Genomic DNA, 11,790 nt, shown 5'->3' with positions numbered 1-11,790 from the left:
CGTGATGCAGTTCCTTCTCGCGTTCCTCGTGGTCGGCCCGCTCCTCGGCGCGGTCGCGGCGCTCCTGCCCGCCCCGCCCGGGCTGAAGGGGAAGTCCCCCGACCAGGCCGTGCTCCGCCACGGCGTGACCGTCACCGGCGCGATCCTGCTCGCGGCGATCGTCCTGGCGCTCGGCTTCGACCGCGACCACCCGTCGACGATGCAGGCCACGACGGACATCAAGTGGATCCCCACGCTGAACGTGCGCATCCACCTCGGCATCGACGGCATCTCGCTCCCCCTTCTCGTCCTGACCGCGCTGCTGACCTTCCTCTGCGCGCTGTACAGCTACTTCAAGATGCCCGCGGGCCCGTCCCCGAAGGCGTTCGTCGCGCTCCTGCTCGTCCTGGAGTCCGGCACCCTCGCCACCTTCGCCGTCCTCGACCTGCTGCTCTTCTTCCTCGCGTTCGAGATGGTGCTCATCCCGATGTACTTCCTCATCGCCCGCTGGGGCGGCGAGCAACGGCAGGCCGCCGCCTGGAAGTTCATCCTCTACACCCTGCTCGGTTCCGTGGTCATGCTTCTCGGCCTGCTGCTGATCGGGCTGAAGACCGGCACCTTCGACATGGTGGCACTCGCCACTGACAACGGCCGGAGCATGACCACATCGGTGCAGGTCATCGCCGTTTTGGCGATCGGGATCGGGCTCGCCGTGAAGACCCCGATGTGGCCGCTGCACAGCTGGCTCCCGGACGCCCACACCGCCGCGCCGACCGTCGGTTCGGTGCTGCTGGCCGGCGTGCTGCTGAAGATGGGTACATACGGGTTCGTCCGGATCGTGCTGCCGATCGCACCTGATGGAATGCACCGGTTCGCCCCCTATCTGGCGGCCTTCGCGGTCGCCGGGATCATCTACGGTTCGCTGGCCTGCCTGGCGCTGGCCAAGCGGGGCAACAAGGGCGATCTGAAGCGCCTCATCGCGTACTCCTCCGTCGGCCACATGGGCTTCGTGCTCCTCGGCATCGCGAGCATGACCCCCACCGGCGTCAACGGCGCGCTGTTCGCCAACATCGCCCACGGCCTCATCACCGGCCTGCTGTTCTTCCTGGTCGGAGCCCTCAAGGACCGGTACGGCACCGCCGACCTGGACACCCTCTCCGGCGCGACCGGCGCCGCGCTCTACGGCCGGGCCCCGCGCCTGGGCGGCCTGATCGCCTTCGCGGCCGTCGCCTCGCTCGGGCTGCCGGGACTGGCCGGGTTCTGGGGCGAGATGCTGTCGATGTTCGGCGCGTTCAAGCCCGCCGACGGTCTGAGCCGCCCCGCGTTCCTCACCTTCATGTCGATCGCGGCCGTCGGCACGCTGCTCACCGCCGCGTATCTGCTCGTCGTCGTGCGCCGCGTCTGCATGGGCACGCCGGGCACCCAGCCGCAGGAGCCGCGGCTCGCCGACGTCCAGGGGTACGAAGTCGCCTCCTGGAGCCCGCTCGTGGCCCTCACCGTCCTCGCCGGCCTCTGGCCCGCGGTCCTCCTCGGCCTCACCGATCCGGCCGTCCACAAGCTCCTCGCAGGAGGCAAGTCGTGACCGTGGCCGCCGCAAGCGCCGCATCCGTCACCGGCGCAGCAGGCGTCGTCCAGTCCGTCGACTGGGTCGCGATCGCCCCGCCGGTGATCACCGCGGCCGTCGCGCTGATCGTGCTGGTCGCCGACCTGTTCGTGCCCAAGAGCCGCAAGCCGCTGCTCGGCTGGGGCGCGGTCGCGGGGCTCGTCGCCGCGCTGCTCTTCCTGATCCCGCTGCACAAGTCGACGCGCTCGACCTTCTGCCTCACGACCAACCCCGAGGCGTGCAGCTACACCGTCGACCGCTTCACGCTGGTGCTCCAGTTCGTCGTGCTCGGCGGCGCCCTGCTGACCGCACTGCTGTCGATGACGGAGACCAAGGAGAAGCTGCCCGCGGGCGAGTTCTGGTTCCTGTTGCTCTCCTCGGCCGCCGGCGCCGCGCTGCTGCCCGCCTCGCGCGACCTGGCGACCCTGGTGGTCGCACTTGAGGTCGCCTCGCTGCCGGCCTTCGCGCTCGTCGGCCTCAAGAGGGGCGACCGGCTGTCCTCCGAGGCGGCCCTGAAGTTCTTCCTCTCCTCGGTGACCGCGACCGCCGTGATGCTCCTCGGCGTCAGCTTCGTGTACGCGGCGACGGGCACCCTGCACCTCAACGAGATCGCCAACCGCCTCGCCGACGTGCCCTTCCAGCTGGACACGCTCGCCCAGACGGGCGTCGCGCTCACCCTGGTGGGCTTCGCCTTCAAGACGGCCGCCGTGCCCTTCCACTTCTGGGTGCCCGACACCTACGTAGGCGCGCCCCTGCCTGTCGCCGCCTACTTGTCGGTGGTCGGCAAGGCGGTCGGTTTCTCCGGCCTGATCCTGGTGACCGTCATCGCCTTCCCCGCGTACGCGGACGTGTGGGGCCCGGCCCTCGCGGTCGTGGCCGCCCTGACGATGACCATCGGCAATGTGGCGGCGCTGCGGCAGTCGGCCACGCGCGCGTACAGCGCGATCAGGCTGCTCGCCTGGTCCTCGGTCGGCCAGGCCGGCTACCTCCTCGTACCGATCGCGGCGGCCGCGTACTCCAGCGACGCCCAGGTCGGCGCCACCGTCGCGTACGCCCTGATGTACGCCGTGGTGAACCTCGGCGCGTTCGCGGTGGCCGCGCTGGTCGCCCGTACGCGGCCGCTGAACCGTCTCTCCGACTACCGCGGCCTGTACGCCGAGCGGCCGTTCGCCGCGCTCGCGCTGGGCTTCTTCCTGCTCTGCCTGGCCGGTCTGCCGCCGGGCATCATCGGCCTGTTCGCCAAGGTGACGGTCTTCTCGGCGGCGGTCGACGCGGGCCTCGGCTGGCTGGCGGTCGTCATGGCGTTCAACGTCGTGATCGCCCTGTACTACTACCTGCGGTGGACTGCGGTGCTGTTCCGGGCGCCGGAGGCGGTTGCAGAGGCCGAAGGGGCCGAGGGGACCGAAGAGGCAGCTGCGGCGCCCGCCCCGCGCCCGGCTCGTCCCGGCATCCCAGCCCCGCTCACCGTCGCCATCGCGCTGACGGCCGTCGCGGGCATCGCCCTGTCGGGCATGCCCCAGGTGGCCCTGCACTTCGCGTCGATCAGCCTGTTCTGAGCGCCCGCTTCCGGACGCCCGCTTCTCAGCACCCGTTTCCCGAGCACCCGGTCGGCCTCTCGCGAGAGGCCGACTACGCCGATCGGCCCCTTCGCACGCACCGGGTTTGAACTCGGGCACCCGAACAAGGCACTGTCGTACGCGCGTACGTGTACGCACGCGTGCCCGGACGCCGACGGCGTCCGTACGGGCAACCGGACATCACCAGGGAGCAACAGCAGTGCTGAGCGGGTTCAAGGACTTCATCCTTCGCGGGAACATCGTGACGATGGCCGTCGGTCTGGCCGTCGGATCGGCGTTCACCGCCGTGGTCACCGGCTTCAGTACCGCCTTCATCACCCCGCTCATCGGCCTCGCCACCCGCTCCAGCGGCGACTTCAGCACGGCGACTTTCAAGGCCGAGGGCGTGGTGTTTCCCTACGGGAAATTCATCGCCGCCGCCATCGCCTTCCTGATCACCGCCGCGGTGCTCTACTTCCTCGTCGTCGTCCCGATGATGAAGGTCCAGGCGCGGCTCGACCGCGACAAGCCGGTCGACATCAAGGCCGCCCTGCGCGACTGCCCCCACTGCTACTCCCAGGTGCCCGGCATCGCCACCCGCTGCGCGCACTGCACCAGCGCGCTGGTGCCCGACCCGAAGGCCCTGGAACTGGCGGGACTGCCCGCCCAGCGCTGACACCACCCGTACGGCCGAGCCGCCCTCCAGCGCGCACAAGGGAACCAGCGCCGCCCGTCTGGCGTTGACCAGTACGGGAGCGTCCACTGGAAAGTGGAAGGACCATCAGGCAAAGGGTTCCCCTGCCGCACCATTTGGAGGGCGTACCGTGCACCGCCGGCACAACGGGTTGAGGACTGCCGTTCTTCTCGGAGGACTGTCCGCGCTCATCATCGTCATCGGCAGCTTCTTCGGGCGTACGGGGCTGATCGTCGCGCTGCTCGTGGCGCTCGGCACCAACGCGTACGCGTACTGGAACAGCGACAAACTGGCACTGCGGGCCATGCGCGCCCGGCCGGTCAGCGAATTCGAGGCCCCGGCGCTCTACCGGATGGTCCGCGAGCTCTCGACCGCCGCGCGCCAGCCCATGCCGCGCCTGTACATCTCGCCGACCCAGGCGCCGAACGCCTTCGCGACCGGCCGCAACCCGCGCAACGCGGCCGTGTGCTGCACCGAGGGGATCCTGCAGATCCTCGACGAGCGCGAGCTGCGCGGGGTGATCGGCCATGAGCTGAGCCATGTCTACAACCGCGACATCCTGATCTCGTCGGTCGCCGGAGCGCTCGCCTCCGTGATCATGTTCCTGGTGAACTTCGCCTGGCTGATCCCGGTGGGCCGCTCCAACGACGACGAGGGCCCGGGTATCGTCGGCATGCTCCTGATCATGATCCTGGGGCCGCTCGCGGCGTCCGTCATCCAGCTGGCGATCAGCCGTTCGCGCGAGTACGAGGCGGACGCGTCCGGCGCCCAGCTCACCGGCGACCCGCTGGCCCTGGCGAGCGCCCTGCGCAAGCTGGACGCGGGCACCAAGCAGCTCCCGCTGCCGCCCGAGCCCAGGATCGAGACCGCGAGCCACATGATGATCGCCAACCCCTTCCGTCCGGGCCAGGGTGTCTCCAAGATGTTCTCGACACACCCGCCGATGGCGGAGCGCATCGCCCGACTCGAACAGATGGCAGGCCGCCCGTGAAAACAATCCTGAACGTCATCTGGCTGGTGCTGTGCGGCTTCTGGATGTTCCTGGCCTATGTGCTCGCGGGCGTCCTGCTGTGCATCACCATCATCGGCATCCCCTTCGGGATAGTCCTTCTGGGTTCAGCATCGCGCTCGGGTCGAGGCGCCCTTCGATAGTCATCGAGGGCAGTAACTGAGGCTCAGGAAGGGCGGTCCGTTCCACGTCCGTCAGAGCTGCGTTCACGCGGCCCCAGGTGCCGTCAGACATCCAGGCGTTGAAGTGTTTCGAGGCTTGGATCGTGGCGCCGGTGTCCTTGATCGCATTGGGCCACGACTTACCAGTGCGAGCCTTGTAGAAGATGGCGTCCATGGACCGGCGGACAGTGCCCTTGCGCCCCTTGGGCAGCAGGGGAGCGATCTTGGCCCACTCATCATCGGAGAGTGCGGTGGCGGGGACGTCGAGGCCAGCAGCGGCGTACCAGGCCCGCACGGTGCACGGGACGCCGCCGCGCCGATCGTCGGGCACGGGCCCGGTGATTGTGACCTTCAGTTCCAGCATGGACAGGATGGCCGCTTGCTGCTCCGGCTCCATGTCCGGGAACGACTCGCTCGCCATGGCCGCCAGCGCGATGAGATCACGGGCACGCTGGTCCGACTCCTGCATCTCTGTCAGCCATTCGGCCGCCTCGCCGCGCAGGTTTTGAAGCTGTCGGAGCTCCTCGTTCAGGACGGCCGTAGCGGCCTCGATGGCGTCTGCCGACCTGGTCTGCTTGGCGGTGGCCACGATGACGGCGGCGATCGACGCGTTCATTCCCTCGATCTGCTGGTCAAGATCAGCGATCCGGTCGACGAGGGCAGCCGTGTCCCCGTCTGCCATGCCGACCCACTCAGCAGCCAGCTCTTGAAGCTTCTCGCTGTCGCTCGCAATAGCGGTAACGTGCTCCCAAACGTGCTTTTCCAGCGCGGCGGCGTCAATGCGAGAGCAGTCGCAAGACTTCTGGCCAGGGTCTTTGGGCGCATTACCGGAGCACCGGTAGAACCGTGCGCATTCCCGTTCCGATGCGAAGCTGATTCCGGAGTAGGTCTTCTTGCAGAGACTCACGACCCGGCCGCTCAGGGGATAGAAGGACCGTTTCCCACTGCTGTGTTTGGCCGTCTCGGCAACTTTGCTTTGCAACTCAGCGCTCTGCTCCGCAGTCAGGATCCGAGGCAGAACAATCCTGACGGAGTCGCCCCAGATGGGATGGCCGTTCTCATCGGTTTTCGCATGCTTCCCACGGAAGACCAGGACGCCTTCCAGTACGGGCGTCGACATGATTCGGTCCCGAAGGTTGTCACGCGTCCACGTCTTACCGGAGCGTGTCTTGATCCTCTCAGCGTTGAGACGGATGGTGGCCTGGCGGAGATTGAGCCCTTCGCCGACGGCGAGGCTGTATACGTACCTGATGATCTCCGCCTCGTTCTTGTCGATCACGAGGTACGAGCCAGGGGTTCCCTTGGCGGCGACGCGGTAGCCGTAGGGAGGGGGGCCGCCGATGTGCGCGGCTGGCGTCAGTTCTGCCTTCTCCTGTAACCCGCCCTGAGTGCGGTCACGAATCGTCTCCCACTCGGTCTCGGCGTAGTCCGCATCGCGGCGCATCTTCTTGCGCCCCTCAGTCGTGGTGTTGTCGTAGTCGTCGGCAACGACGGCGACGAAGACGCCGATGTCTTCGAGAGCCCAGACCCAGCGCCAGAAGGCGCGGCCCTTACGGCCGATCACGCGACCGTCCGGCACGACCACAATGTCGAAGGGGCGCGGAGTCTGCTGGACGTCTTCCATAAGACGCTTCAGGTCATCACGATCAGCAGCTTCTAAGGAGCCGGAAACTCCCTCGTCCTTGTAAGTCCCTACGTGGGACCACTCCTTGAGCGCGATGTGCCGAGTCGTCTTACGACGCTGCCTGGCTACGCCATAGCCCTTTTTCTGATCTTCCGTCGAGACACGTAGGTAGTCGACCGCACGAAGCGTACGTGTGCCGACCCCGCGCGCAGCGGTCTCGATGGCTGAGGGTAGGGCTGTGCTTAGATTGGACATGTCGACTCCCAATCAGTCGGCCAGCCCCGGGGCGGTGCCAGCCGCTGCCGGGGCGTTTGTCTGAACTCCCAGGGTACTCCCAGAATGTGACGATGCATTAGATCTCTTGGAAGTTCTGGAGTGGCGCCCCTGCGGCCCGAAGAGAATCCGCAAGAGTAGTGCTCGCTCGGCCGGAGACAGCTTCTTGTCCGGAGTCCAGATCACGATTGTCTCGGCCACTAGGTGCACCCCCGGTCAACCGCTACCTCCTGCCACACTGCACGGCTGGCGGCGAGGTCTTCTGCGATTCCGGCGGCGATGAGGGCTGCGCCGGGGGTGTGGCCGGAGCCGGTGTAGCGCCAGCGAGCCTCAGCGGCGGTGCCAGGCGAGTCGTCGTGGCCCTGGTGCGCTGTTCGGTCGGCGCGTAGGGCTGCGTAGGTGGTGGAGTAGGCCCGGGATTTGGTGAGGATATGGCCCCGGTAGCCGAGGGTGTGGGCCCAGGGGCGCAGGCGCAGGGGCGCGTACTCGGGGAGGCTGCCGAGGCGCCAGCAGGTCCGCATCAGGGTGCGGACGTGCGCGTTGGCGGGGGCCGTGTCGATGTCGGCGCAGGTCAGGAGCTTGTGGTCGACGCCGGCGCCGGTCTCGCCCGCTCCCTTGGTGACGTACTTCGCGACGTATGCGGCCACCGCGTCATCGTCCGGTCCGCCGCCGTCGGCGCGCAGTGGGCGGATGTCGACCTGGGCACCCCAGTGCAGGGCGAGTTCGCCGACGGCGGGACTGTACGCGGTGCGAGCCACGACCCGGTGGGCGGAAGCTCGTACGGCGTCGGCCAGGCGGTCGGCGGTGCCCCAGGGCGGGGGTTCGTCGCTCGGTCCGGCGGGGCCGTCGAGGCGGACGACAGCGTGGACGTGGACGGCGGCGCGCTTCTGGTACTCGGCGACGCGGGCGAAGGAGAGCCGAGCGTGGTCGGGGAAGCGGGACTGTGTGAGGCCGACTGAGGTGGCGAGGTGGCGGCGGACCCCTCGGGTGAAGCGGTCCCAGAGCTTGCCCGTGTGCGCGTGCCACAGCACGTGGGCGGGGTAGTCGTAGCAGCCGGGACAGAGCGGTTGGCCGACCTGGGGAGCGTCGAGGCTGTGGGCGGCGCCGCAGCTGAGGGGGCGCCCGTGTTCGCAGGTGCCGCCGTCGCGGCGGGGTCGGCACCGTTCCCCTGCACGGTGGACGGGGCCGAAGGACGGGGCGGTCAGCGTGACGAAGAGGCGCGGCCGGTCGCGGACCGCTGGGGGAATGTTCTTGCCGCCGATCAGGCCCGCGCGCACCAGGTGGAAGGTGTCTCCGGCGTGGAGGCGGGAGCACGGCAGGCAGACGCTCGCGCGGCGGTTGCGGCAGCGGATCAAGAGCCGTTCGCCGGGTTCGTTGCGGGTGTCGTAGTGATGCAGGACCTCGCCGGTGGTCGCGTCCCATGTAGTGGTGGAGCCGGTGAGGTGGATGGGGTGGGCGCAGCCGCCGGTGGCCCTGACTTGGTCGAGCCAGCGGGCGAACTGGGGGTCTTGGGCGAGGCGTATCGCGTCGCGGTCTGCTTCGGGGAGCTGACGCAGGCGCGCCGCACGGTCGAGGTGGGCGCGCCTGTCAGTGGGGGTCGTGGTGGGCTCGGGGGTGATGGCGGGGACCTTCCGTTGGGGGCCGCCACAGCGGCCGGGTGGGTGGTGGGCGGCGCGAAGTTGTCCATACAGCTCTCCTCTGAGTGATCAGGTGCGGTGGGTCAGCGAATGGTGCCGGTGCCCCGGCAGACGCGGCAGCGCCGACGTCGTCCGGTCCAAGTGGTGCGGGCCCCTTCGCCCTTGCAGGCCGGGCAGCGCACGCGGCTCATGGGCATGACGTCATCTGTCCTTTCTGCTCGGGTCAGTGGGAGGTGAAGCCGTGCAGGAACCAGGTCACGAGCCCGTCGATGGTGAACAGGACCGGGGTCTGACCGAGGTACATGCCGAACAGGCCGATGCAGACCGCTTCCCAGGGGCGCACGTCGCGGGAGCGCACCAGCAGAACGGAGATGATCCCGAAGACCACCACGAGCGGCAGCGCCGCCGATTCGCTGATCACATCGCACCCCCTGTCTGCGCCGCGAGAGCGCGGTGAAGGGCGGGCAGGTCCGGGGTCATGGCCGCGTACTTACGGGCCGTCGCCGTCGCTTCCTCGGTCGTCGTCATGTGGGAGCGCGCACGGGACCAACCGCCATCAGGACCCGTACAGACGGCGACGCCCTGTTCCTCGGCGGTGATCGACTGGGCGACCGCCACGGCGTCCTTGTTCAGGTCCCCGAGCGTCATCTCCGCCGTGCCGGGATCGTTGACCCGGTGGCAGACCCTGCCGCCGAGCTGCGCCCGCAGCGCGGTGACGCCCGGACCGAGGTCGGAGCCGACCCGCTGCCCGGCCACGACCAGGTGCATGCCGAGCGCGGCGCCGAGCTGCGCCAGCCGCAGCAGGAGAGTCGAGCACTGCTCCGCCTCGGACTTGCCCTCGCGGGTGCCGTCCGAGAGGTACAGCTCTGCCAGTTCGTCGACGATCACGACGACCGGTACCGGGCGGAGCTTGTCGGGCAGTTCCCAGATCGAGCGGACCCCGGCCGCCCGGCAGATGAGCATCCGTTGCTGCATGTCGGTCACGAGCGCGCCGAGCACGGCGACCGCCTCGCGTCGGCACGTGGTCAGGGCGCTCAACCGGGGTGAGAACAGGCCGAGTTCCATGCCGCCCTTGCAGTCGATGCCGACCAGAGCAACCGGCTGCTGTGCCAATTGGGTGATCAGCCGGGCCAGCAGCGTGGACTTGCCGGAGCGGGTGGCGCCGGTGATGAGCCAGTGGGGCACCAGGCGCAGGTCCATGACCCAGGCGCCGCCGCTCTCCAGCGCGCCGATCAGCGCGGACAGGAGTTGGGCGGGGGCGGTGGCCAGGCCGGGCCGCTCCAGCGGATCAACAGCCGTCGCGGTCAGCAGCACGCGGCCGCGTTCGGGCGAGGTGACCCGCACGGCGTGGACCTTCCACGCGTGCATGAGTGCGTCGGCCGCCTTCATGTAGGTGGCGGGGGTCTGGCCCGGGTGCAGGCGCACGAGCACCGACAGGCCCAGGCGGGTGGCGCGGGGGAACGAGAGGCGGGGTGCGATCGGCCGCAGCGGGTCACCCTTGACGATCACGTCCCCGATCAGCCCGCGCGGTGGACGCCGCGAGACCGACAGGTCGTTGAGCATCGCGACCTTGCGCCAGGTGAACATCACCCGGCAGGCGGTCACGGGGTAGCCGGTGACGTACCAGTGCCAGGCCGGACGGGTCCGCCGCAGCAGGTCACCCAGGACCAGGGCCCAGGCGAGTGCGGCGAGCGCCAGCGCGAGCAGGATCGCCCCCATCACGCCCCACCCGCCTTCGGTAACGCCGCCGGGACGGGTGTGATCGCGTCGGCGCGGAAGCTGATCCCGTGCCGCTCGCCCATCGCCCAGGCGAACGCGATCAGTCCGGTGACCTTGACGACCTGTCCTTCCTCGATGCCGCGCGGCTCGCCGCTGACCGCGATCTCGATCACCGAGATACGGCGGGCGTCCTGGCGGACCGTGACCGCCACCGTGTACATCGGGTTGCCGTCCCGGTCCCTCTTGACCTCCCCGGTCTCGGAGTTGGCGATCTTCTTCTCGGGTGCGATGGCGCACCGCAGTACACCCAGTCGTGTCGTGTCCACGGGAATGGACTGCATGTTCTTGGCCTCCTAGGCCGCTCACGACGCCCGACATATCCAGACGTCACTTGTCCTTACCAGTTGGAACTATGCGCCTCTGTACGGGAGTTGGGCAAGTACTTATGCTGACGAGTGATGTCGCGCGTGCGACGTGCCTACGTCCCCACCACACCCACGACAAAGGTGTCCAGATGAGCGAGATTCAGCGCCCCGGAGCCCTCTACCAGCAGGTCGCCGCCGCCATCCGCGAAGCGATCCTCTCCGGCGAGTTCGAACCCGACGCACCGCTCCCCTCCGAGGCCCAGCTCATCGAGCGATACAAGGTCTCCCGCCCCACCGTCCGCAACGCGATTGCCGCCCTGCGTGCGGAAGGCTTGATCGACGTCCGGCACGGCAAGGGCAGCTTCGTACGCTCCACAGGACGCCCCGCCCTCATGATTGAGCGCCGGATCAGCCGCACGACCGGCGGACGGTTCCTCACCCACGACGGCGTCGAATGGGAGACAGTCGACGAATCGGCCGTCTACCGCTCGCGCACCACCAAGACCACTGGTCCCCTGCTCGAGCTCGGGGAAGAAGAAGCCCTCTTCGGCTGCGACCGCCTGCTCGCCGACCCAGCCACCGGCACCCGCGCAATGCACCGCACCTTGATCCCCTTCACGACCGCCGAGGCAATCCCCGGCCTTGCCGACGCACCGGACACGCCCCCGGCCGCGATCTACGCCCTGCTGGCGAAGGCCGGGCACACGCTGTGGTGGTCCGAGACGGTACGCGCCAGCATGCCCCTGCCCGACGAGCGCACGGCACTCCGCCTGCCCGACGCGACACCGGTCCTGCACACCACCCGCGTCACCCACGGCACCAATGACCGGCCCCTGATCCTCGAAGAACTCCGCATCGGCGCCGACCGGGCCGAACTCGCCTACAAGATCACCGCCGACAAGCAGCCTGCACGGCGTCCCCGCGCCTGACCTCCGAGGCCGATCGGTCGAAACCTTCTCCACTTCCTCAAGGGCGCGCCTGCGGCGCGCCGGGCCGCCCGGCCGCCCCGGCCGGGCATGCGGCGTACCCGCCGGTCCCGGCCGGACGCCCGACGCCCCGCACCACGCACCCAAGGCCGTAGCGCGTCGACCGGCCGACGAGGGCCGGTGTCCACGGGGCTGGGGGTCGACGGCCTCCGAGACTTTAGGCAGCTCCCATGGGGCGAGCCTC

Annotated in this window: 10 protein-coding genes and 1 pseudogene; 6 read left to right on the top strand and 5 right to left on the bottom strand. The window is 69.1% G+C overall.

What is annotated here, in order from left to right; translation table 11 throughout:
- The first annotated feature begins 4 nt into the window (after positions 1–4).
- From ACT1U9_RS12680 to ACT1U9_RS12660, 5 genes and pseudogenes are all read left to right on the top strand, one after another.
- Positions 5–1,561, top strand: coding sequence for an NADH-quinone oxidoreductase subunit M (locus tag ACT1U9_RS12680; protein ID WP_444539085.1), 1,557 nt, complete (start codon positions 5–7; stop codon positions 1,559–1,561).
- A complete protein-coding gene (locus ACT1U9_RS12675; protein WP_444538413.1) occupies positions 1,558–3,138 on the top strand; it encodes an NADH-quinone oxidoreductase subunit N in 1,581 nt (526 codons plus the stop codon). The genes ACT1U9_RS12680 and ACT1U9_RS12675 overlap by 4 nt, the downstream gene beginning before the upstream one ends.
- A gap of 220 nt (positions 3,139–3,358) precedes the next feature.
- Positions 3,359–3,814, top strand: a complete 456-nt coding sequence (locus ACT1U9_RS12670) for a large conductance mechanosensitive channel protein MscL (RefSeq protein WP_444538412.1) — start codon at positions 3,359–3,361, stop codon at positions 3,812–3,814.
- Between the two features lie 148 nt (positions 3,815–3,962).
- Positions 3,963–4,823, top strand: coding sequence for a zinc metalloprotease HtpX (htpX, locus tag ACT1U9_RS12665; RefSeq protein WP_188276427.1), 861 nt, complete (start codon positions 3,963–3,965; stop codon positions 4,821–4,823).
- Positions 4,820–4,936: pseudogene (locus tag ACT1U9_RS12660) on the top strand (YccF domain-containing protein); the annotation flags it as partial. The gene htpX and the pseudogene ACT1U9_RS12660, both read left to right, overlap by 4 nt.
- Here ACT1U9_RS12660 and ACT1U9_RS12655 read toward each other — a convergent pair.
- From ACT1U9_RS12655 to ACT1U9_RS12635, 5 genes are all read right to left on the bottom strand, one after another.
- Positions 4,914–6,881: a recombinase family protein gene (locus ACT1U9_RS12655; protein ID WP_444538411.1), complete on the bottom strand. Its 1,968-nt coding sequence runs from the start codon at positions 6,879–6,881 to the stop codon at positions 4,914–4,916. The pseudogene ACT1U9_RS12660 and the gene ACT1U9_RS12655 sit on opposite strands and share 23 nt — an antisense overlap.
- 218 nt (positions 6,882–7,099) lie before the next feature.
- Complete coding sequence (locus ACT1U9_RS12650; RefSeq protein WP_444539084.1) at positions 7,100–8,422, bottom strand: replication initiator; 1,323 nt, start codon at positions 8,420–8,422, stop codon at positions 7,100–7,102.
- 337 nt (positions 8,423–8,759) lie between these two features.
- Positions 8,760–8,957, bottom strand: a complete 198-nt coding sequence (locus tag ACT1U9_RS12645; RefSeq protein WP_444538410.1) for a hypothetical protein — start codon at positions 8,955–8,957, stop codon at positions 8,760–8,762.
- Positions 8,954–10,255, bottom strand: a complete 1,302-nt coding sequence (locus tag ACT1U9_RS12640; RefSeq protein WP_444539083.1) for an FtsK/SpoIIIE domain-containing protein — start codon at positions 10,253–10,255, stop codon at positions 8,954–8,956. The genes ACT1U9_RS12645 and ACT1U9_RS12640 overlap by 4 nt, the downstream gene beginning before the upstream one ends.
- A complete protein-coding gene (locus tag ACT1U9_RS12635) occupies positions 10,255–10,596 on the bottom strand; it encodes an SCO3933 family regulatory protein (RefSeq protein WP_444538409.1) in 342 nt (113 codons plus the stop codon). The genes ACT1U9_RS12640 and ACT1U9_RS12635 overlap by 1 nt, the downstream gene beginning before the upstream one ends.
- Before the next feature lie 173 nt (positions 10,597–10,769).
- Between ACT1U9_RS12635 and ACT1U9_RS12630 the strand changes: the two genes are divergently transcribed.
- The gene (locus ACT1U9_RS12630; protein WP_444538408.1) at positions 10,770–11,549 is read left to right on the top strand and encodes a GntR family transcriptional regulator; all 780 of its coding nucleotides are present in this window, start codon (positions 10,770–10,772) and stop codon (positions 11,547–11,549) included.
- The last annotated feature ends 241 nt before the right edge of the window (positions 11,550–11,790 follow it).

The organism is Streptomyces sp. BR1 (assembly GCF_052373795.1).
Lineage (GTDB): Bacteria > Actinomycetota > Actinomycetes > Streptomycetales > Streptomycetaceae > Streptomyces.
The sequence above is the reverse complement of the archived record's forward strand: the minus strand, read 5'-3'. Positions and strand labels throughout refer to the sequence as shown.